Origin of the sequence: Pseudomonas sp. 2848 (genome assembly GCF_003253945.1) — a bacterium.
Classification (GTDB): domain Bacteria; phylum Pseudomonadota; class Gammaproteobacteria; order Pseudomonadales; family Pseudomonadaceae; genus Aquipseudomonas.
This window is the reverse complement of sequence record NZ_QKZD01000016.1, coordinates 16,764-35,832: the sequence shown is the minus strand read 5'-3', so window position 1 is coordinate 35,832 and position 19,069 is coordinate 16,764. Positions and strand designations below refer to the sequence as shown.

General features: G+C 66.9%; 23 protein-coding genes. 13 read left to right on the top strand and 10 right to left on the bottom strand.

Features of this window, described 5'->3' with window-relative positions; genetic code table 11:
• Nucleotides 1-3 precede the first annotated feature (3 nt).
• From DFS21_RS24005 to DFS21_RS23995, 3 genes are read right to left on the bottom strand one after another with little or no spacing between them, the layout of a single operon-like run.
• Entirely contained in the window at nucleotides 4-1,269 is a 1,266-nt protein-coding gene (locus DFS21_RS24005; protein WP_111533283.1) for an ABC transporter permease, read from the bottom strand.
• A complete protein-coding gene (locus tag DFS21_RS24000) occupies nucleotides 1,269-1,979 on the bottom strand; it encodes an ABC transporter ATP-binding protein (protein WP_110704221.1) in 711 nt (236 codons plus the stop codon). Before DFS21_RS24000 ends, DFS21_RS24005 begins: the two co-directional genes overlap by 1 nt.
• Nucleotides 1,980-2,543 carry a DUF2796 domain-containing protein gene (locus tag DFS21_RS23995; RefSeq protein ID WP_110704219.1) on the bottom strand — a complete coding sequence of 188 codons (564 nt, stop codon included), beginning with the start codon at nucleotides 2,541-2,543 and terminating at the stop codon, nucleotides 1,980-1,982.
• Between the two features lie 134 nt (nucleotides 2,544-2,677).
• Here DFS21_RS23995 and DFS21_RS23990 point away from each other — a divergent pair, with 134 nt between their 5' ends.
• Nucleotides 2,678-3,022 (top strand): hypothetical protein, encoded by a 345-nt coding sequence (locus DFS21_RS23990; protein ID WP_110704217.1) that lies wholly within the window; start codon nucleotides 2,678-2,680, stop codon nucleotides 3,020-3,022.
• Between the two features lie 27 nt (nucleotides 3,023-3,049).
• Here the strand turns inward: DFS21_RS23990 and trxA are convergent, their stop codons facing one another.
• The 3 genes from trxA to DFS21_RS23975 are packed head-to-tail and all read right to left on the bottom strand — an operon-like array spanning nucleotide 3,050 to nucleotide 5,081.
• A complete protein-coding gene (gene trxA, locus DFS21_RS23985; protein WP_111533282.1) occupies nucleotides 3,050-3,937 on the bottom strand; it encodes a thioredoxin in 888 nt (295 codons plus the stop codon).
• A gap of 31 nt (nucleotides 3,938-3,968) precedes the next feature.
• On the bottom strand, nucleotides 3,969-4,628 hold the full coding sequence (locus DFS21_RS23980) for a methyltransferase (RefSeq protein WP_111533281.1): 660 nt from the start codon (nucleotides 4,626-4,628) through the stop codon (nucleotides 3,969-3,971).
• Nucleotides 4,629-5,081 (bottom strand): YbaY family lipoprotein, encoded by a 453-nt coding sequence (locus DFS21_RS23975; RefSeq protein WP_038707256.1) that lies wholly within the window; start codon nucleotides 5,079-5,081, stop codon nucleotides 4,629-4,631. It abuts the gene before it with no gap.
• 105 nt (nucleotides 5,082-5,186) lie between these two features.
• Here DFS21_RS23975 and nrdR point away from each other — a divergent pair, with 105 nt between their 5' ends.
• The 12 genes from nrdR (at nucleotide 5,187) to DFS21_RS23915 (ending at nucleotide 13,898) form a co-directional block, all read left to right on the top strand.
• Nucleotides 5,187-5,651, top strand: coding sequence for a transcriptional regulator NrdR (gene nrdR, locus DFS21_RS23970; protein ID WP_009685710.1), 465 nt, complete (start codon nucleotides 5,187-5,189; stop codon nucleotides 5,649-5,651).
• Nucleotides 5,652-5,653: 2 nt separating this feature from the next.
• On the top strand, nucleotides 5,654-6,781 hold the full coding sequence (ribD, locus tag DFS21_RS23965; protein ID WP_110704209.1) for a bifunctional diaminohydroxyphosphoribosylaminopyrimidine deaminase/5-amino-6-(5-phosphoribosylamino)uracil reductase RibD: 1,128 nt from the start codon (nucleotides 5,654-5,656) through the stop codon (nucleotides 6,779-6,781).
• 42 nt (nucleotides 6,782-6,823) lie between these two features.
• Nucleotides 6,824-7,489, top strand: coding sequence for a riboflavin synthase (locus DFS21_RS23960; RefSeq protein ID WP_110704207.1), 666 nt, complete (start codon nucleotides 6,824-6,826; stop codon nucleotides 7,487-7,489).
• 18 nt (nucleotides 7,490-7,507) lie between these two features.
• Nucleotides 7,508-8,599: a bifunctional 3,4-dihydroxy-2-butanone-4-phosphate synthase/GTP cyclohydrolase II gene (gene ribBA / locus DFS21_RS23955; RefSeq protein ID WP_038707258.1), complete on the top strand. Its 1,092-nt coding sequence runs from the start codon at nucleotides 7,508-7,510 to the stop codon at nucleotides 8,597-8,599.
• A gap of 91 nt (nucleotides 8,600-8,690) precedes the next feature.
• On the top strand, nucleotides 8,691-9,167 hold the full coding sequence (ribE, locus tag DFS21_RS23950) for a 6,7-dimethyl-8-ribityllumazine synthase (protein WP_023631199.1): 477 nt from the start codon (nucleotides 8,691-8,693) through the stop codon (nucleotides 9,165-9,167).
• Complete coding sequence (nusB, locus tag DFS21_RS23945; protein ID WP_023631200.1) at nucleotides 9,164-9,664, top strand: transcription antitermination factor NusB; 501 nt, start codon at nucleotides 9,164-9,166, stop codon at nucleotides 9,662-9,664. The genes ribE and nusB overlap by 4 nt, the downstream gene beginning before the upstream one ends.
• Before the next feature lie 18 nt (nucleotides 9,665-9,682).
• The gene (gene thiL, locus DFS21_RS23940) at nucleotides 9,683-10,639 is read left to right on the top strand and encodes a thiamine-phosphate kinase (RefSeq protein WP_111533280.1); all 957 of its coding nucleotides are present in this window, start codon (nucleotides 9,683-9,685) and stop codon (nucleotides 10,637-10,639) included.
• Nucleotides 10,636-11,139 carry a phosphatidylglycerophosphatase A gene (locus DFS21_RS23935; RefSeq protein WP_023632630.1) on the top strand — a complete coding sequence of 168 codons (504 nt, stop codon included), beginning with the start codon at nucleotides 10,636-10,638 and terminating at the stop codon, nucleotides 11,137-11,139. Before thiL ends, DFS21_RS23935 begins: the two co-directional genes overlap by 4 nt.
• Nucleotides 11,140-11,155: 16 nt before the next feature.
• Nucleotides 11,156-11,902 carry an ABC transporter substrate-binding protein gene (locus DFS21_RS23930; protein ID WP_110704203.1) on the top strand — a complete coding sequence of 249 codons (747 nt, stop codon included), beginning with the start codon at nucleotides 11,156-11,158 and terminating at the stop codon, nucleotides 11,900-11,902.
• 150 nt (nucleotides 11,903-12,052) lie between these two features.
• On the top strand, nucleotides 12,053-12,670 hold the full coding sequence (gene ribA / locus DFS21_RS23925) for a GTP cyclohydrolase II (protein ID WP_023631163.1): 618 nt from the start codon (nucleotides 12,053-12,055) through the stop codon (nucleotides 12,668-12,670).
• Nucleotides 12,667-13,086 carry an MFS transporter gene (locus tag DFS21_RS23920; RefSeq protein WP_111533279.1) on the top strand — a complete coding sequence of 140 codons (420 nt, stop codon included), beginning with the start codon at nucleotides 12,667-12,669 and terminating at the stop codon, nucleotides 13,084-13,086. Before ribA ends, DFS21_RS23920 begins: the two co-directional genes overlap by 4 nt.
• Nucleotides 13,086-13,898, top strand: coding sequence for a cobalamin-binding protein (locus tag DFS21_RS23915; protein WP_111533278.1), 813 nt, complete (start codon nucleotides 13,086-13,088; stop codon nucleotides 13,896-13,898). The genes DFS21_RS23920 and DFS21_RS23915 overlap by 1 nt, the downstream gene beginning before the upstream one ends.
• Here the strand turns inward: DFS21_RS23915 and DFS21_RS23910 are convergent.
• The 4 genes from DFS21_RS23910 to DFS21_RS23895 form a co-directional block, all read right to left on the bottom strand.
• Nucleotides 13,876-15,753: a TonB-dependent siderophore receptor gene (locus tag DFS21_RS23910; RefSeq protein ID WP_111533277.1), complete on the bottom strand. Its 1,878-nt coding sequence runs from the start codon at nucleotides 15,751-15,753 to the stop codon at nucleotides 13,876-13,878. The genes DFS21_RS23915 and DFS21_RS23910 overlap by 23 nt on opposite strands.
• Nucleotides 15,754-15,824: 71 nt before the next feature.
• Entirely contained in the window at nucleotides 15,825-17,720 is a 1,896-nt protein-coding gene (gene dxs, locus DFS21_RS23905; protein WP_111533276.1) for a 1-deoxy-D-xylulose-5-phosphate synthase, read from the bottom strand.
• Between the two features lie 134 nt (nucleotides 17,721-17,854).
• Nucleotides 17,855-18,742, bottom strand: coding sequence for a (2E,6E)-farnesyl diphosphate synthase (gene ispA / locus DFS21_RS23900; RefSeq protein WP_110704193.1), 888 nt, complete (start codon nucleotides 18,740-18,742; stop codon nucleotides 17,855-17,857).
• Nucleotides 18,739-18,981: an exodeoxyribonuclease VII small subunit gene (locus DFS21_RS23895; protein ID WP_011531978.1), complete on the bottom strand. Its 243-nt coding sequence runs from the start codon at nucleotides 18,979-18,981 to the stop codon at nucleotides 18,739-18,741. Before DFS21_RS23895 ends, ispA begins: the two co-directional genes overlap by 4 nt.
• Nucleotides 18,982-19,069: the final 88 nt, after the last annotated feature.

Genomic DNA, 19,069 nt, shown 5'->3' with positions numbered 1-19,069 from the left:
TTCTCAAAGATGAATCGACAGGCCATCGGCCAGCGACTGCCGGTAGGCACGCCAGGCTGGCACGCTGCCCATCAGCAGCGCCGCGCCAAGGCTGATAGCCAGCAGCGTCCACTCATGGGCGCTTGGCCAGGCCAATGGCAGGTACAGCCCGTAGTTGGCCTGCACATAGCCCTGCGCCAGGGCAATGCCGGCATACAGCAAGCCAAGCCCGGTGGCGATGCCCGACAATGCCAGGGCCAGTGCCTCGAGCACCAGCAGCCCGGCGATATGCCAGGGACGGGCACCGACCGAACGCAGGATGGCCATCTCCCGGCGGCGCTCATTGAGGCTGGTGAGGATGGCCGTGAGCATGCCGATCAGACCGGTGAGCACAACGAACAGCGACACCACGAACAATGCCTGCTCGGCCGTGCCCATCAGGCTCCACAGCTCCTGCAGGGCCACGCCGGGCAGGATCGCCAGCAGGGGCTCGGCACGGTACTCGTTGATCTCGCGCTGCAGGCTGAACGTGGCGATCTTGCTGTTGAGCCCGAGCATGAAGGCGGTGATGGCGGTGGGCTGCAGGTCCATGGCGCGGGCCTGCTCGGCACTGATGCGCCCGGCGCCACGGGCCGGGACGCCGTTGTGCCAGTCGATGTGGATCGCTTCCATCCCTGCCAGGCTGATGTGCAGGGTGCGGTCCACCGGGGTGCCGGTGCGTTGGAGCACGCCGACCACGGTGAAGGGCTTGTCGTCGTGCTTGACCAGGCTGATGGCGGCCACGCCGTGCGCCAGTACCAGCTTGTCACCCAGTTTGTAGTGCAAGGCCTCGGCGACTTCGGCGCCCAGCACCACTTCGAACGGATCGTCGGCGAACGCCCGGCCCTGGTCGAGTGCCAGGTGCTGGCGGCGACCGAACTGGTAATGGCTGAAGTAGTCGGCGCTGGTGCCCATCACCCGGTAGCCACGGTGCGAATCGCCCAGTGAAATCGGGATCGCCCACTTCACCCGTGGATCCTTGGCGTAATGCTCGTAGCTGTCCCAGCGGATGTTGTTGGTGGCATTGCCGATGCGGAACACCGAGTACAGCAGCAGGTTCACCGACCCCGAACGGGCACCGACGATCAGGTCGGTGCCGCTGATGGTGCTGGCGAAACTGGCGCGGGCTTCGGTGCGTACCCGCTCGACGGCCAGCAGCAAGCACACCGACAGGGCGATGGCGAACGCGGTGAGCAGGGCGGTGAAACGGCGGTTGGCCAGGCTGGCCAGGGCAAGGCGAAGCAGGTACATCAGGCCTCCCGGGGCTTGGCGGCGCGATTGAGCTCGGCCAGGGACAGGTGGCGGTCGAACAGCGGCGCCAGGCTCTGGTCATGGCTGACGAACAGCAGGCTTGCGCCGGCGTCGCGGCATTCGTCGAACAACAGGCGGATGAACGCCTCGCGGGTGTCGGCGTCGAGGGCCGAGGTCGGCTCGTCGGCGATCACCAGCTCGGGCTGGCCGATCAGCGCCCTGGCCGCGGCGACCCGCTGCTGCTGCCCGATCGACAGGCTGTCGGCGCGGCGGGCGAGCAGGGCCGGGTCGTCCAGGCCCAGGTGGGCGAGCAACTGGGCAGCGGCCTGGTCGATGCTGCCGTGGCGCTGGGCGGCGCGAACGGCACGGCTTTTCGAGAAGCGGCAGGGCAGCTCGACGTTTTCGCGCACCGAGAGGAACGGCAACAGGTTGAACTGCTGGAAGATGTAGCCGGTGTGATCGACCCGGAAGCGGTCGCGTGCGCCCTGGCCCAAGGTCGCCAAGTCCTGGCCGAGCAGGCGGATGCTGCCCTGCCCTGGGCGGTTGACCCCGCCCAGCAGGCCGAGCAGGGTGGTCTTGCCACTGCCGCTGGGACCCTTGAGGAACAACGCCTCGCCGGGCTCCAGGCGAAACGCCGGGATCTCCAGCAGCGGCGCCTGGCCAGGCCAGGCGAACACCAGGTCATGCAGTTCGATCAGCGGCCGGCTCATTCAGAACTTGACCACGGCCTTGGCGGGGGTGGCCTCCACGCCTTTCTGGCCATTCGGGCCGATCAGTTGCACGTTGATCTTCTGGGTTTGCGGGAAGGTTTTGAACAGGTGGGCGAGGTCGATCTGGGTGAGTTTGCCCGGGGTGGCGCAGGTTAGCTGGTAACGAGCATCGATGTCGGCGTGCTGGTGCGCCTCGCCGCCAGCCTCGGGGGCATTACCGAACAGCGGGCTTTCCAGCTCCTGGGCCTCCTCCTTGCAACCGGCGGCCTGGGCGATGCCGAACAACTTCAGGGGTTGTTCGAGCTGCTGGCGGGCGGCGGTGACCTTGGCTTTGTCGGCGTCGCTGCTGGCGGCGTGTTCGAAGCCGACCAGGTTCATCGCCGGGCTGTCCAGCGCCAGCTCGAGGACGTTGCCGTCGAGTGCCGCGTTGAGCTTGGCCACGCCGTGCTCATGGGCGCCGAGGGTGCCATGGGCGTGATCGTGATCATGGTCGTGATCGTCGTGGGCATGGGCCACGGCCAGGGGAAGCAGGGCAAAGGGCAGGGCGAGCAACAGACGACGCATGGACGGCTCCACAGGCGGCTTGGGATGAATTTGTGATGTTATAACAATTTTTATTGGCGCCGCCAGACTGCCTGGCACAGGTTTCATGTTCGTGGGAGCATGGCGCAATCGAGCCTGGAAACAAGGAAATTATCGTGAGAATTCGTGGACAGATCGGCGAGTGGCCGGTGGACCTGACTGTCGAGCTGGAGCCGCATGAATGGGCGCAGCTGGGGCGTCAAATGGATATTCAGGCCCCGGTGGAAGCTGCGCCGGTCAGCGCCAACCCGGCACCTCGACAGGATGACGGACAGTGGGCGGCGGCGCGTGAGGTGCTGCGTCAGGCGGGTCAGATGGGTGGTCCGGAGCTGCTGGAGCGTCTGGAAGGTTTGGCCGGAAGCGTGGCGGCAGGCAAGCGGCTGCTGGTGCGCTTGCGCCATAGCAGTGAGGTGAAGGTGGAGAGTGGCGTGGATGCGCCGGTGTATCGCTGGGTGGGATGAGGGGGCCGCACAGCGGCCCCAGCAGCCTCAGAACAACGCGGAAGAGAGCTTGCGGCGGTACACACTGACCAGCGGATGCTCGGTGCCCAGCAGCTCGAACACCTGTAGCAGCGCCTTCTGCGGCAGGCCGTTCTCGTAGGCGCGGTTGCGCTGGAACAGCTTCAGCAGACCATCCATCGCGGCCTCGTACTGCTGGCGTGCCAACTGCTGGATGCACAGCTGGTAGGTTGCTTCGTCATCCTGCGGATTCTGCGCCAGGCGGCTCTTCAGCTCCGCGGCTTCCGGCAGGCTGGCGGCCTGGCGCAGGAAGGTCAGCTGGGCCTTGGCGCCGGCCAGTGCGGCCTTGTGCTCATCGGTCTTGACCGCGTCGAGCACCACCTGGGCCTCGCCCAGCTCGCCGCGTTCGGCCAGGCAGCGGGCGTAGAGGATCAGCGCCTCGGCATTGCTGTTGTCTTCACCCAGCAGCACCTGCAGCAGGGCCTCTGCCTCGCTGAAACGACTCTCGGCGAACAGCGCCTTGGCCTGCTCCAGCGGCGCGGCGGCGGGCGGCGCGGGCATCTGCACATGGGGTTCGAGCATCGCGCGGATGGCCGACTCGGGCTGCGCGCCGGCAAAGCCGTCGACCGGTTGGCCATCCTTGAACAGCACCACGGTCGGCAGGCTGCGGATGCCGAACTGGGCGACGATCTGCTGCTCGACGTCGCAGTTGATCTTGGCCAGCAGCAGCTCGCCCTGGTAGCCCTCGGCGATCTTCGCCAGCAGCGGCATCAGCGCCTTGCACGGCGCGCACCATTCGGCCCAGAAGTCGACCAGCACCGGCTTGTGGAAGGAGTTCTCGATGACCAGTTGCTGGAAGTTGGCATCGGTGGCATCGAAGATATAGGGCAGGCTTTGGTTAACTGGCGCTTGGCTCATCGCAACTCTCGCAAATCCGTGAATGCCCCCACTATAAGGGCTCGCGGCTGGCGTGGTACAGGCTGACCCGGCGGAATTCGTGCGGCTCGGCCAGATCCGGCAGGGTCAGCGCCTCCAGCACGCCGAGCGGGCGGTACAGCGGATGGTTGAAATCGCGCACGCGCGAGTCGGCCACCAGCGCCTGGCGGCCACGGCCGAGGAATGCGTCCAGCAACGGCAGGTTGGCGCGGTCGTAGAGCACATCGGCGACCAGGATCAGGTCGAAGCGGTCGGCCTCGGCGAAGAAATCGCTGCTGTAGCCCAGCGTCACGCCGTTCAGTGCGGCGTTGGCGCGGCAGGCGTCCAGGGCCAGCGGGTCGAGGTCGCAGGCCACCACCTCCAGCGCGCCGGCCCGGGCGGCGGCGATCCCGGCGATGCCGGAGCCGGCGCCGAAGTCCAGCACGCGCTTGCCACGCACCCAGTGCGGTTGCTCGGCCAGGTAGCGCGCCATGGCCAGGCCGCTGGCCCAGCAGAAGCTCCAGTAGGGTGGCTCTTCGAGAATGCGCCGGGTTTCCTCGCTGCTGAATGCGCGATCCATGTTCTGGTCGTCGATCAACCAGAGTTTCAGGTCGCACTCGGGCAGTTCACTGACGATCAGGCGTGCTTCGCCGATCAGGCCGCTCAAGGCCTGCTGCAGGGCCAACGGGGCCATCTACGGTGCCTTTTCGAAACGCAGCGGGCCGGTGGCCTGGGTCTGGGCCTGGGCGATGGGTACCGGAGGCAGGTGCAGGATCAGTTGCCCGGAGCGGCTGGCGCGGCCGCGCAGTTCGACGCGGGCGCCGGCCGGGAAGGCTTCGGGGTTGAAGCGCAGGCGGTAGGGCAGGGCCTGGCCGGTACCGCTCAGGGTGCTGCTGGCCAGCAGTTGCTGCGGGCGGCCACGCTCGTCGATCACCAGCAGGGCCAGCTCCACATCGGCACCTGCCGGGATTTCCATCAGGGTACCGCTCAGCTCGCGCTGGTAGGCCGGCAGCGGGCCCAGGGGTTCGGTCTTCTTCGCCACCTTGGCCGGCACCGGCGCCGGGGCCTGTTCCGGCTTGGGGCGGTCGCTGCCGCAGGCGGCGAGCAGGGCGGCGCAACACAGCACGACGAGCGCTCGAGGGTACATGGGGTCGTCCTTCACGGGCAGATTTGCATGGATGGTAAACCCTTTGGCTTGTCTTGCCAGTGCAATGCGCTACCATGGCCCTCCCTTTTTTTGTTGCCTGCCACCATGCACTGTCCGTTTTGCGGCGCCAACGACACCAAGGTCATCGACTCGCGCCTGGTCGCCGAGGGCGAACAGGTGCGTCGCCGTCGCGAGTGCGTCGCTTGCGGCGAACGTTTCACCACCTTCGAAACCGCCGAGCTGGTGCTGCCGCGGCTGATCAAGCAGGACGGCACGCGCCAGCCCTTCGATGAGGACAAGCTGCGGGCCGGCATGCAGCGCGCGCTGGAAAAGCGCCCGGTCAGCGTCGAGCGCCTGGAAGCGGCGCTGGCGCACATCAAGAGCCGCCTGCGTGCCACCGGCGAGCGTGAAGTGAAATCGCTGGTGGTCGGTGAGATGGTGATGGCCGAGCTGCGCAAGCTCGACGAAGTGGCCTACATCCGATTCGCCTCGGTCTACCGGCGTTTCCAGGACCTCGACGAATTCCGCGAAGAAATCGACCGCCTGGCCCGCGAGCCAGCCAAAGAGTAAGCATGTCCAGCCAAACCATTCTCGACGCCCACTACATGGCCCGGGCCGTGGAACTGGCCCGCAAGGGCCTGTACAGCACCCACCCCAACCCCCGCGTGGGCTGCGTGATCGTGCGCGATGGCGAGGTGGTCGGCGAGGGCTGGCATGTGCGTGCTGGCGAGCCGCACGCCGAGGTTCACGCCCTGCGCCAGGCCGGCGAGCGCGCCCGAGGCGCCTGTGCCTACGTCACCCTCGAGCCCTGCAGCCACCATGGGCGCACGCCGCCGTGCGCCGAAGCCCTGGTCAACGCCGGGGTGGCGCGGGTGGTGGCGGCCATGCAGGACCCCAACCCGCAAGTGGCCGGCAATGGCCTGCGCCGTCTGCGCGAGGCCGGCATCGAGGTCGCCAGCGGGGTGCTCGAAGCCGAGGCCCGCGCCCTCAACCCAGGCTTCCTCAAACGTATGGAGCACGGCCTGCCATTCGTGCGCGCCAAGCTGGCGATGAGCCTGGACGGTCGCACTGCCATGGCCAGTGGCGAGAGCCAGTGGATCACCGGCCCCGCCGCCCGTGCCGCGGTCCAGCGCCTGCGCGCCCGGTCCAGCGTGGTGCTGACCAGCGCCGAAAGCGTGCTGTTCGACAACGCCCGCATGACCGTGCGTGGCGAAGAACTGGGCCTGGATGAGGCGCTCACCGCCCTGGCCGTGTCGCGCCCGCCGCTGCGCGTGCTGATCGACGGGCGGCTGCGCCTGCCACTGGACGCGCCGTTCTTCCAGGCCGGCCCGGCGCTGGTGGTGACCGCCGCCGGCGAGGACCCTCGTTATGCCGCCGCCGGTCATGAGCTGCTCGACCTGCCCGGCAGCGACGGCCGCGTCGACTTGCCGGCCCTGCTGCGGGTGCTGGCCGGGCGCGGCGTCAACGAAATCCTCCTGGAAGCCGGCGCCGGCCTGGTCGGCGCCTTCGCCCGCCAGGGCCTGGTCGACGAGTACCAGTTGTTCGTCGCCGGCACCTTCCTCGGCTCCGATGCCCGTCCGCTGCTGGACTGGCCGTTGTCGAAAATGAGCGAGGCGCCGCGGCTGAAGATTACCGACATGCGCGCGGTCGGCGATGACTGGCGAGTCACTGCCATCCCCCTGCCGGCCCCCGGCGTATAATGCCTGGCTTGCTTCGCGCAGCCCGTACTTGAGGAGAACAGCATGTTCACCGGCATCATCGAATCCATTGGCACCATCCGCAGCCTCACCCCCAAGGGCGGTGACGTGCGTGTCTATGTCGAGACCGGCAAGCTCGACCTGGCCGACGTCAAGCTTGGCGACAGCATCGCGGTCAACGGCGTGTGCCTGACCGCCGTCGAGCTGCCCGGCGACGGCTTCTGGGCCGACGTCAGCGTCGAGACCCTCAAGCGCACGGCCATGATCGACCTCAAGAGCGGCAGCCGGGTCAACCTGGAAAAGGCCCTGACCCCGACCACCCGCCTGGGCGGCCACCTGGTCAGCGGCCACGTCGACGGTGTCGGCGAGATCGTCTCGCGCGCCGATAGCGCCCGCGCCATCCAGTTCCGCGTGCGTGCGCCCAAGGAGCTGGCCAAGTACATCGCCCACAAGGGCTCGATCACCGTCGACGGCACCAGCCTGACGGTCAACGAAGTCGATGGCGCCGAGTTCGAGCTGACCATCGTCCCGCACACCCTGTCCGAAACCATCATGGCCGACTACCGCGCAGGGCGTCGGGTGAACCTTGAGGTCGACCTGCTGGCCCGTTACCTGGAGCGTCTGCTGCTGGGCGACAAGGCCGCCGAGCCGAGCAAAGGCAGTGGCATCACCGAAAGCTTCCTGGCCGCCAACGGCTTCTTGAAATCCTGATTGAGAAGGGGGTGCCGCGTGGCGCTCAACAGCATCGAAGAACTGGTCGAAGACATCCGCCAGGGCAAAATGGTCATCCTCATGGATGACGAAGACCGCGAGAACGAAGGCGACATCATCATGGCGGCCGAGTGCTGCCTGCCCGAGCACATCAATTTCATGGCCAAGCACGCCCGTGGCCTGATCTGCATGCCGATGACCCGCGAGCGCTGCGAAACCCTGAAGCTGCCGCTGATGGCGCCGCGCAACGGTTCGGGCTTCGGCACCAAGTTCACCGTGTCGATCGAGGCCGCCGAAGGCGTCACCACCGGCATCTCCGCCGCCGACCGCGCCCGCACCGTGCAGGCGGCTGCGGCCAAGGACGCCAAGGCCGAGGACATCGTCAGCCCTGGGCATATCTTCCCGCTGATGGCCCAGCCCGGCGGCACCCTGGCCCGTGCCGGCCACACCGAGGCGGCCTGCGACCTGGCGCGCATGGCCGGTTTCGAGCCAAGCGGGGTGATCTGCGAGGTGATGAACGACGACGGCACCATGTCGCGCCGCGCCGAGCTGGAAGTGTTCGCTGCCGAGCATGGCTTGAAGATCGGCACCATCGCCGACCTGATCCACTACCGCATGATCCACGAGCGCACCGTGCAGCGCGTGTCCGAGCAGCCGATCGAGAGCGAGCTGGGCGAATTCAACCTGGTCACCTACCGTGACGCGGTGGAAGGCGACGTGCACATGGCCCTGACGCTCGGCAAGATCTGCGCCGAAGAGCCGACCCTGGTACGGGTGCACAACATGGACCCGCTGCGCGACCTGCTGCTGGTCAAGCAGCCGGGGCGCTGGAGCCTGCGCGCGGCCATGGCCGCGGTGGCCGAGGCCGGCAGCGGCGTGGTCCTGCTGCTGGGCCACCCGCTGGACGGCGACGTGCTGCTGGCGCACATCCGCGAAAGCGCGGGCGATGCGCAGCCCAAGGCTCCCACCACCTACAGCACCGTCGGTGCCGGTTCGCAGATCCTGCGCGACCTCGGTGTGCGCAAGATGCGCCTGATGAGTTCGCCGATGAAGTTCAATGCGATATCCGGATTCGATCTGGAAGTTGTAGAATACGTGCCCTCCGAGTGACTTGAGGCGGCCTGATCGCCCTTAAGCTCGAGTCAAAACCCTCCCGAGGCCGCCACAGCGCGGCCTCGCTCTTGAAGATGAGAACTCCGGAATGACCCTGAAGACCATCGAAGGTACCTTCATCGCCCCCAAAGGTCGCTATGCTTTGGTGGTTGGCCGCTTCAACAGCTTCGTCGTCGAAAGCCTGGTAAGCGGTGCAGTCGATGCCCTGGTACGCCACGGCGTCAGCGAAAGCGACATCACCATCATCCGTGCCCCGGGCGCGTTCGAAATCCCGCTGGTGGCACAGAAAGTCGCCCAACAGGGCGCTTATGACGCGATCGTCGCCCTGGGCGCGGTGATCCGTGGCGGTACCCCGCACTTCGAATACGTGGCGGGCGAGTGCACCAAGGGCCTGGCCCAGGTGTCCATGGAGTTCGGTGTTCCGGTGGCCTTCGGCGTACTGACCGTCGATTCCATCGAGCAGGCCATCGAGCGTTCCGGCACCAAGGCCGGCAACAAAGGTGCCGAAGCTGCCCTGTCCGCTCTGGAAATGGTCAGCCTGCTGGCGCAGTTGGAGGCCAAGTGATTAGCGACGAAAGCGATCGTTTCAACCCGCGCGATCCAAAACCCGCGGATGCCGGCAAGCCCTCGAAGAGCGCCAAGCGTCGCGAAGCCCGCAAGCTCGCCACGCAAGCGCTCTACCAGTGGCACATGGCCAAGCATTCGCTGAACGAGGTCGAGGCGCAATTCCGGGTCGACAACGATTTCACCGATATCGACGGCGCCTACTTCCGCGAGATCCTGCACGGGGTCCCGGCGAAGAAGGCCGAGATCGACGAGGCGCTCAAGCCTTGCCTGGACACGCCGCTGGAAGAGCTCGACCCGGTCGAGCTGGCCGTGCTGCGCCTGTCCACCTGGGAATTCATGATGCGCGTCGACGTGCCGTACCGCGTCGTCATCAACGAAGGTGTGGAGCTGGCGAAGGTGTTCGGCGCCACTGACGGCCACAAGTTCGTCAACGGCGTGCTCGACAAGCTGGCTCCGCGTCTGCGTGAGGCGGAAGTCAAGGCGAACAAGCGCTGATCGCGGCGCTGACGAGCCATGGGTGAGTTCGAGCTGATCCGTCATTTCTTCGCCGCAGCGCCCTGTGCGCAGGGCGGCGAGGGCGTGGCCCTGGGGATCGGCGACGACTGTGCCCTGCTGGACCTGCCTGCCGGCGAGCAGCTGGCGATCTCCACCGACACGCTCGTGGCCGGTGTGCATTTCCCCGCAGTCTGCGACCCGTTGCTGCTCGGCCAGCGTTCGCTGGCCGTGGCGGTCAGCGACCTGGCGGCCATGGGCGCCACGGCCATCGGCTTCACCCTTGCCCTCACCCTGCCCCAGGTCGGCGCGCAATGGCTTGCCGGCTTTGCCGACGGCCTCGGCCGCATGGCCGCGCGCTGCGGTATCAGCCTGATTGGTGGCGACACTACACGCGGCCCGTTGAGCATCACCGTGACCGTGTTCGGCCGGGTGCCGACCGGCCAGGCGCTGCGTCGCAGCGGCGCGCAGCCGGGCGACCTGCTGTGTGTCGGTGGTTTCCTGGGCAACGCGGCGGGGGCCTTGCCGCTGGTGCTGGGCGAACGCGAGGCGGCTGCCGATGTGGCCGGGCCATTGCTCGAGCATTACTGGTCGCCCTTGCCGCAACTGCAACTGGGCGAGCGCCTGCGCGGCCTGGCCACGGCGGCGCTGGATATTTCCGACGGCCTGCTGGCCGACTGCGGGCATATCGCCAAGGCGTCCGGCGTTGCGCTGCAGGTGAACCTGGCGCAGGTCCCCGTGTCTGCTCCTTTACAGGCTTTCCTCGGTAGAGAAGCGGCCTTGCATGCAGCGCTCACCGGTGGTGACGACTACGTGCTGGCGTTCACCTTGCCGGAAAGCGCACTGACCGCCTTGGCCCGCGAGGTGCACGTCATCGGTCGTGTACTGCAAGGCCAGGGCGTGACCTTGCGTGACCCGCAAGGCCAGGACATCACCCCCGTGCAGCGGGGCTATCAACATTTCAGGGAGACACCGTGACCGACCACCCCAACCAGGTGCCTGCGGAGTTCGTTCCGCCTTCGGTCTGGCGCAACCCGTGGCACTTCATCGCCTTCGGCTTCGGCTCCGGGACTTTGCCCAAGGCCCCGGGAACCTGGGGTTCGCTGGTGGCGCTGCCGTTCATCCCGCTGTGGCAGATGCTGCCCGACTGGGGCTATTGGCTGTTGCTGGGCATCAGCATGCTGTTCGGCGTGTGGTTGTGCGGCAAGGTGGCCAACGACTTGCGCGTGCACGACCACGAGGGCATTGTCTGGGACGAGATCGTCGGCATGTGGATCACCCTGTGGCTGGTGCCGGAAGGTTGGCAGTGGCTGCTGGCGGGGTTCCTGATGTTCCGCTTCTTCGACATCCTCAAGCCGTGGCCGATCCGCTGGGTCGACCGCCATGTGCATGGTGGGTTCGGGATCATGCTCGACGATATCCTGGCCGGCGTGTTCGCCTGGCTGGGCATGCAGGTTCTGGTGTGGGCGGTGGCCTGATACAGGGAGCGTTGCGATGGGCCTGAAGGCTGTGGTGCTGGCATCGATGCTGTTGGTCGCGGGGCCGGGTGCGATGGCCCAGGAGGCGCCGGCGCAGGTGCGTCTGGTCAGCGAGGCGTGGGTCGACTACACCAATGCCGATGGCAGCGGGCTGGCCTGGGACGTGTTGCGCAAGGTGTTCGAGCCGGCCGGGGTCAAGGTCGTGGTCAAGAGCGCGCCCTACAGCCGCGCCGTCGGGCTGGTGAAGCGCGGCGAGGCGGATGCCTGGGTCGGCTCCTACAAGGAAGAGAACGCCGACAACCTGTATCCGCAGTGGTACTTCGACCAGGACCATATCTATGCCCTGGGCCTGGTCGACAAGCCGGTGCCAACGCTCGAGACCATCGGCCAGTACCGGCTGGCCTGGGTGCGCGGCTACGACTACGCCAGCTATCTGCCCGGGATCCATAACTTCCGCGAGATCCAGCGTCGCGAGGGCATCCTGCCGATGCTCGAACATGACCGGGTCGACTTCTACATCGATGCGCTCGCCGAGGTCGACTATGTGCTTGGCCAGGCGCCCGATGCCACGCGCTTTCGCCGCACCCATGTCGCCGAGCTGCCGTTGTACCTGGCCTTCACCCACAGTGAGCAGGGAAAAGTCCTGCGCGACCTGTTCGACCGGCGCATGGAGCAACTGGTGCGCAGCGGCGAGCTGAAGCCGATCTTTGAGCGCTGGAAGCAGCCTTATCCGTTTACGGATGATCACCTGCCTCATCAATAAATGCCCCGCAGTCCGCTCCCGCAGGGGCCGGTGTGCGGCCATATGCATCTAACTTTTCGATCTTAAGCCACGATATTCCTCCTGCGCACCTGCGCCGGGCTGCTGATACAATCGGCCGATCTGAAAAATCCTACTGCCCAGGAGCACAACGTGCCCGTCGTCTTTGTTGCCGCCTCGAAACTCCCGACTCCCTTTGCGACCTTCACCATGCATGGCTTCCTCGACGAAGCCACTGGCCGCGAGCACGTGGTGCTCAGCCTGGGTGATATCGCCGACGGCGAGCCGGTGCTGGGGCGTCTGCACTCCGAATGCCTGACTGGCGATGCGCTGTTCAGCCAGCGTTGCGACTGCGGCTCGCAGCTGGAGGCCGCATTGCAGGCCATCGCCCGTGAAGGCCGGGGTGTACTGCTGTACCTGCGCCAGGAAGGCCGTGGCATCGGCCTGCTGAACAAGATCCGCGCCTACGAACTGCAAGACGGCGGTGCCGATACCGTCGAGGCCAACGAGCGCCTGGGCTTCGCCGCCGACCAGCGTGACTACGCCATGTGCCTGCCGATGCTCGAGCACCTGGGCGTGAAGTCGCTGCGTCTGATGACCAACAACCCGCGCAAGGTAAAGGCGCTGACCGACATGAGCATCAAGGTCGCCGAGCGCGTGCCGCTGCACACTGGCCACAACCCGCACAACCGCCTGTACCTGGCCACCAAGGCCGACAAGCTCGGCCACATGATGGGCAACAAGCACCAGGGCGAGGTGCCCCAGGCGTGACGCGCACAGAGGTGAAGCGGCGGCTGGCGCTGGCCTGGTGGCAGTATCTGGCCGTGGGGTTGCTGCCGCTGCCGGTGATGGCCTGGGCCTTTGGTGACGGCGAGGCGCTGATCCCGGTGCTGGCCATGCCGCTGTTCATCGCCGGTGCCGCCAGCATGTTCCTCAGCCTGCCGCGCTTCAGCGCGTACAAGCGGGCGTTGATCGCCACCGATAAGGTATTGGGCAGCGCCGAAGAACCGGCGGCCTGGATCGAGCTGGCCCGCGTGCGCCGCCTGGCCATGCTGTTCGCCTGCTTCCCGGCCTGGGTTGCCGCGCTGTCGGTGCTGGTCGGGTTGGAGGCGGTACCGCAGATTCTCCTCGCCCTGTCCACCGTGGTGCTGCTGTACCTCTATCGCATCCCACGCCAGCTCGGCTGATGCGGGCGCTGTTCGCCGGGTTTTTGCTGCTGTGTCTCGGCGCCGTGGCCGAGGCCGCGCCGCGGGTGGTCAGCCTGGCGCCGTCGATGACCGAGATTGTCCTGGAGCTACGAGCCGGCGAGTTGCTGGTCGGTGTGCTCGATGGCGGCGAGCGTCCGCCGGCGCTGGCCCGGTTGCCTTCCGTCGGCCGCCATGGCCAGCTCGACATGGAGCGCCTGTTAAGCCTTGAGCCCGACCTCTTGCTGCTGTGGCCCGGCAGCGTGCCGCCAGCCCAGCGCGACCAGCTCAGGCGCCTGGGCATCGCCACGTTCAGCGGCGAGCCCGGCAACCTCGACCAGTTGATCGACCAGATCGAAGCCATCGCCCAACGTATTGGCCGTGACCAGCAAGGCCGCGCCTATGCCGCCAGCCTGCGTGAGCGGTTGCAGGGGCTGCGCGACCGCTACCGGCGTGAGGCGCCGCTGCGGGTGTTCTACCAGGTCTGGGACAAGCCGCTGTACACCTTGGGTGGCCGCCAGGTGGTCAGCGACGCCTTGCGCGTGTGCGGGGCGCGCAATGTGTTCGATGACCTGGCCCAGCCCGCCCCGCAGGTCAGTGTGGAGTCGGTGTTGCTGCGCGACCCGGAGGTGATCCTGGCGGGCGATGAGGCGCAACTGGCCAGTTGGCGCAACTGGCCGCGGCTGAGCGCGGTGAAGGGCGAGCGTTTGCTGGTGGTGCCGGACAAGGGCCTGGAGCGGCCCAGCGGGCAGATGATCGAGGCCACTGCTCGGCTGTGTGCGTTGCTCGATGCTAGAGCGCCGGTGTCCAGGTAAGGCTCAACAGCCAGGTGCGTCCTTCTTCGCGATAGCCGTGCCAACTGCCGTCGTAGCTGTAGAGGGCGCGGCTGTATTGCTTGTCCAGCAGATTGTCCAGCTTCAGCTCCACCTTCACCTCGTCTGTCAGGGCCATGCCGCCACGTAGGCCGAGCAACCCATAGCCCCCCATGCGCCGATTGTTGGACGGATCGTCGTAGCTACCACTGACGGCCTGCCAGCTGGCCCCCACGCTGTAGCGAGCAAATTGTCGATCCACATCCAGGCTCAACGTGCGACGAGCGCGGCGTTGAAGGGTATGGCCGCTTTCCCGGTCACGCGGGTCGACCAGGCTTAGGCCCAACTGAGAGGTCCAACCGGCCCATTCCTGCTGCAGCGACAGCTCCATGCCATTGATTCGCGCATTTTCGACATTGCCGGGCCGCCTACGCTCGGGGTCGTAGTTGATTGCGTCGCGCAGGTCGGTGCGATACAGCGAGGCTTCCAGCCGTGTATCACTGGCCAGCTGGCTGCGCCATTGCAGTTCGTAGCTTTTCGAGTGCTCGGGGCGCAGGTCCGGGTTGCCGTACTGCACATCGTAGAGATCGTTGAAGGTCGGGGCGCGAAAGCCCTCGCTGTAGGAGAGCAGCACGTCGTTGCGAGGGTTCAGCGGGACAGTGAGGCTGGCATTCCAGGTGGTCTGGTCGCCGAATTGCTGGTTACGGTCCTGGCGTACACCCAGTTCGCTCGAGAAGCTGTCCCCGGCAAAGCGGTACTGGGCGAAGGCTGCGCGGTTCCAGCGGCTGTCCTCGCTGAAGTTCGCCGTACCGTGGAAGCGGTCCTGGTACCAGTCGCCACCCAGCATCAGCTGGTTGCGCTCGTCGAGTGTGAAATCGTTCTGCCAAGTGACCTGGTCACGGTAGGTGTTGTAGATGAAGCGCTCGTCGCTCATCTTGTCACGCTTGTCGTCACGGTTTTCGCTGTGGCCAAGTTCCAACCTGGAGTGCCAGGTGTCGCTCAGCTGGGCGTCGAACCAGGTGCCCAGGCTGCTGACGCTGAAATCGGTGTAGGGCTGCTGTGGATAACTCAGATAGGTGGTTTCATCCAGCCGCCCATAAGGATTGTCGTATTCACTGCGCCCACGGCTGTCGAGCAGGTTCAAGCCCGCTTCGAAGCGCTCGTTGAAGCTGTGGCTCAAGCTCAGGTTCAGCGAGCGGTTGCGATAGGCGTCATGGTCGCCATCGCTGGCATACGACGGCCCGGTCGAATCGATGCCGGCCGTCTCGTCCAGGCTGGCGCCGAGGTTGAAGCGGGTCGCGCCATCGCCACCGGACAGGCCCAGGCTGCGCTGCCAGGTCTGGTTGCTGCCGGCCGCCAGGCGCAGGCGCGGTTGCAGGCCTTGGCCCTCGCCACGCCGGGTGAAGATCTGGATCACCCCGCCGATGGCGTCGCTGCCGTAAACCGCCGAGCGCGAGCCGCGCAGCACTTCCACCCGTTCGATCTGGTCGATGCCGAGAAACTGCAGGCCGCTGTCGCCGGAGGTGGCGTTGGCGATGCGCACGCCATCAACCAGCACCAGGGTCTGGGCGGCCTTGGTGCCGCGCACGAAGATGCCCGGCAGGCTGCCGCGACCGCCGGTGGGCGCGACCTGCACGCCGGGCACGCGGGCGAGCAGATCGGTGACGCTGCTGGGTTGCAGGCGGTCGATGTCGGCACGGGTGAACACCGTGTTGGCGGCGCTGGTGGCGGTACGCGACTCGACCTGGCGGCTGGCGCTGATCAGCACGTCGGGAAGCTTGAGGGCGTCATCGCGGGAAGGTTCGGCTGCCAGGGCGGCGGCGGGGAGGCAGAGCAGGGGGAGGGCGCGGATCTTCATGGGGCAGTTCCATTGCAATCGCGGGGCAAGTCCCATCGGCGCACCGCCGCGACTTGCCCCGCGATACGGCCTTACAGTCCGAGCTTGGCCATTCGGGTTTTGACGGAGGCTTCGATCCCTGCCGCATCCAGCCCGCACTCGGCCAGCATCTGCGCAGGCTTGGCATGCTCGACATAGATATCCGGCAGCCCCAGGTGCAGCAGCGGCTTGACCACCGCTTCGCGGGCGAGGAACTCGCCGACCGCTGCGCCGGCGCCACCCATGATGGCATTCTCTTCGATGGTCACCAGCAGCTCATGGCTGGCGGCCATTTCCAGCACCAGTGCCTCGTCCAGTGGCTTGACGAAACGCATGTCGACCACGGTGGCATCGATCTGCTCGGCCACCTGCAGGGCTGCGGCCAGCTGTACGCCGAACACGAGCAGGGCGACCTTGCCACCCTGGCGGCGGACCACGCCCTTGCCGATGTCCAGTGGCTCCAGATCGCCGCTGATCGGCGCATTCGGGCCGGTGCCGCGTGGGTAGCGCACGGCGGCCGGGCCCTTGTAGTGGTGGCCGGTGCTGAGCATCTTGCGCAGCTCGTTCTCGTCGCTCGGGGTCATCACCAGCATGCCGGGGATGCAGCGCAGGTAGGACAGGTCGTAGGCGCCGGCGTGGGTCGGGCCGTCCTCGCCGACCAGGCCGGCGCGGTCGATGGCAAACAGCACATCGAGGTCCTGTACCGCCACGTCGTGGATCAGCTGGTCATAGGCGCGTTGCAGGAAGGTCGAGTAGATCGCCACCACCGGCTTGGCACCCTCGCAGGCCATGCCCGCGGCCAGGGTGACCGCGTGCTGCTCGGCGATGGCGACGTCGAAGTAGCGCTCCGGGTAGCGTTCGCTGAAGTCGATCAGGTCCGAGCCTTCCTTCATCGCCGGGGTGATGCCCACCAGGCGATTGTCGGCGGCGGCCATGTCGCAGAGCCACTGGCCGAACACCGAGGCGTACTTCGGGCCGCTGGTCTTCTTCGGCGCGACCGGCTTGTCGGCCGGCTCCAGCTTGGTGATGGCGTGGTAGCCGATCGGGTCGACCTCGGCCGGGGCGAAGCCCTTGCCCTTCTTGGTCACCACGTGGAGGAACTGCGGGCCCTTGAGGTCGCGCATGTTGCGCAGGGTGGCGATCAGGGTCGGCAGGTCGTGGCCGTCGATCGGGCCGATGTAGTTCCAGCCCAGTTCCTCGAACAGCGTGCCCGGCACCAGCATGCCTTTGGCGTACTCCTCGGTGCGGCGGGCGATTTCCCAGGCACCGGGCAGGCGCGACAGCACTTTCTTGCTGCCTTCGCGCATGCTCGCGTAGGTGCGGCTGGAGAGGATCTTGGCCAGGTAGTTGGACAGGCCGCCGACATTGCGCGAAATCGACATGTCGTTGTCGTTGAGGATCACCAGCATGTCGGCGTTGACTTCCTGGGCGTGGTTCAGCGCCTCGAAGGCCATGCCGGCGGTCAGCGCGCCGTCGCCGATCACCGCGATCGACTTGCGCGGGTCGTTCTGCAGGCGGGCGGCGATGGCCATGCCCAGCGCGGCGCTGATCGAGGTGCTGGAGTGGCCAACGCCGAAGGTGTCGTACTCGCTCTCGCTGCGGCGCGGGAAGGCGGCGATGCCGTCCTTCTGGCGCAGGCTGAGCATGCGCTCGCGCCGGCCGGTGAGGATCTTGTGCGGGTAGGCCTGGTGGCCGACGTCCCACACCAGCCGGTCATCCGGGGTGTCGAAGACGTAGTGCAGGGCGATCGTCAGCTCGATGACGCCCAGGCCCGCACCAAAATGCCCACCGGTCTGCCCGACGGTATAGAGCAGGTCCTGGCGCAGCTCGTCGGCCAGGGTCTCCAGGTCGGCTTCGGCCAGCCGGCGCAGGCCGGCGGGCGTGTCGGCGCGGTCCAGCAGCGGCGTGACCGGGCGTTCGCGGGGGATCTCTTGAAACGTCGTGGGCATCAGGCGAGTCGTTATAGGTGTGAAGACGCGGCAGTTTACCCCATTGTAGGAAAAGCTGCCCATTCAGTCGGGTGTGGCCAAGGTGTCGTTGATCAGCGTGGGAGCGGCGGTGCGCCGATGCTCCCACGGGTGCCTCAGTGGCGGCGTTCGACGATGTAGCGGGCCAGCGCCCGCAGTGGTTCGGCATTCTCGCCAAAGCCTGCCAGCGCGGCCAGCGCCTGGTCGCGCAGCTCCAGAGCATAGGCTTTGGCCGCCTCCAGCCCGAGCAGCGCCGGGTAGGTCGGCTTGTCGCGGGCGATATCGGCGCCCTGGCGTTTGCCCAGGGTGGCGGTGTCGCTCTCCACGTCGAGGATATCGTCCTGCACCTGGAACGCCAGGCCGATGGCCTGTGCATAAGTCTGCAGCAAATCGAGCTGGACCTGCCCGGCGCGGGCGCTGGCCAGGGCGCCGAGGCGCACGCTGGCTTCGATCAGCGCGCCGGTCTTGTGCCGGTGCATGTACTCCAAGGCTTTCTGGTCGAGCTTCAGGCCCACCGAGCCGAGGTCGATGGCTTGGCCGCCGACCATGCCCGCAGGGCCGGCCGCCTTGGCCAAGGCCTGGACCATCTGCAGGCGGATGGCGTCGGGCTGCGGGCTCAGGCGCGTATCGAGCAGGGCGCTGAAGGCCAGGCTTTGCAAACCGTCGCCGGCGAGGATCGCGCACGCTTCGTCGAAGGCCTTGTGGGTGGTCGGCTGGCCGCGGCGCAGGTCGTCGTCGTCCATGGCCGGCAGGTCGTCGTGTACCAGTGAGTAGGCATGGATCAGCTCAACCGCGCAGGCGGCGCCGTTGGCCTGCTCCGCCGGCACACCGAAGGCCTCGCAGGCGGCGTAGGCCAGCAGCGGGCGCACACGCTTGCCGCCGTTCATCACGCTGTAGCGCATGGCCGCGTAGAGACGCTCGAGCTCCTTTGAGGGGGCTTGGAACAAGGGTTCCAGGGCCGCGTCGACCCGGGCCTGGGCGCTTGCCTGGTACTGGGCGATCATGCCTCGGGCTCCGCGTCGAACGGTTGCGCGGCCAGCTCGCCGTCACGCTCCAGCAGGATCTGCACCTTCTGCTCGGCCTGAGCCAGGGCGCCCTGGCAATCGCGGGTCAGGGCGATGCCTTGCTCGAAGGCGGCCAGCGACTCTTCCAGCGACAGTTCGCCGTTCTCCAGGCGCTCGACCAGGGCTTGCAGGTCGGCGAGGGATTGTTCGAAATCGATGGAGGCTTTTTTGCGGGCCATGGCGACAGTCTCGGTGGTGTCCAGAACGGCGCGACACTAGCAGAGCGGGGCAGGGGGAGCAAATTGCAGGGCGGGTTCGTCGCATTTT

What these genes read in the sequence shown, in the direction of transcription:
- DFS21_RS24005 (WP_111533283.1), bottom strand. Translation starts at nt 1,269, where the DNA reads ATGTACCTGCTTCGCCTTGCCCTGGCCAGCCTGGCCAACCGCCGTTTC.
- DFS21_RS24000 (WP_110704221.1), bottom strand. Translation starts at nt 1,979, where the DNA reads ATGAGCCGGCCGCTGATCGAACTGCATGACCTGGTGTTCGCCTGGCCT.
- DFS21_RS23995 (WP_110704219.1), bottom strand. Translation starts at nt 2,543, where the DNA reads ATGCGTCGTCTGTTGCTCGCCCTGCCCTTTGCCCTGCTTCCCCTGGCC.
- trxA (WP_111533282.1), bottom strand. Translation starts at nt 3,937, where the DNA reads ATGAGCCAAGCGCCAGTTAACCAAAGCCTGCCCTATATCTTCGATGCC.
- DFS21_RS23980 (WP_111533281.1), bottom strand. Translation starts at nt 4,628, where the DNA reads ATGGCCCCGTTGGCCCTGCAGCAGGCCTTGAGCGGCCTGATCGGCGAA.
- DFS21_RS23975 (WP_038707256.1), bottom strand. Translation starts at nt 5,081, where the DNA reads ATGTACCCTCGAGCGCTCGTCGTGCTGTGTTGCGCCGCCCTGCTCGCC.
- nrdR (WP_009685710.1), top strand. Translation starts at nt 5,187, where the DNA reads ATGCACTGTCCGTTTTGCGGCGCCAACGACACCAAGGTCATCGACTCG.
- ribD (WP_110704209.1), top strand. Translation starts at nt 5,654, where the DNA reads ATGTCCAGCCAAACCATTCTCGACGCCCACTACATGGCCCGGGCCGTG.
- DFS21_RS23960 (WP_110704207.1), top strand. Translation starts at nt 6,824, where the DNA reads ATGTTCACCGGCATCATCGAATCCATTGGCACCATCCGCAGCCTCACC.
- ribE (WP_023631199.1), top strand. Translation starts at nt 8,691, where the DNA reads ATGACCCTGAAGACCATCGAAGGTACCTTCATCGCCCCCAAAGGTCGC.
- thiL (WP_111533280.1), top strand. Translation starts at nt 9,683, where the DNA reads ATGGGTGAGTTCGAGCTGATCCGTCATTTCTTCGCCGCAGCGCCCTGT.
- DFS21_RS23930 (WP_110704203.1), top strand. Translation starts at nt 11,156, where the DNA reads ATGGGCCTGAAGGCTGTGGTGCTGGCATCGATGCTGTTGGTCGCGGGG.
- DFS21_RS23915 (WP_111533278.1), top strand. Translation starts at nt 13,086, where the DNA reads ATGCGGGCGCTGTTCGCCGGGTTTTTGCTGCTGTGTCTCGGCGCCGTG.
- DFS21_RS23910 (WP_111533277.1), bottom strand. Translation starts at nt 15,753, where the DNA reads ATGAAGATCCGCGCCCTCCCCCTGCTCTGCCTCCCCGCCGCCGCCCTG.
- dxs (WP_111533276.1), bottom strand. Translation starts at nt 17,720, where the DNA reads ATGCCCACGACGTTTCAAGAGATCCCCCGCGAACGCCCGGTCACGCCG.
- ispA (WP_110704193.1), bottom strand. Translation starts at nt 18,742, where the DNA reads ATGATCGCCCAGTACCAGGCAAGCGCCCAGGCCCGGGTCGACGCGGCC.
- DFS21_RS23895 (WP_011531978.1), bottom strand. Translation starts at nt 18,981, where the DNA reads ATGGCCCGCAAAAAAGCCTCCATCGATTTCGAACAATCCCTCGCCGAC.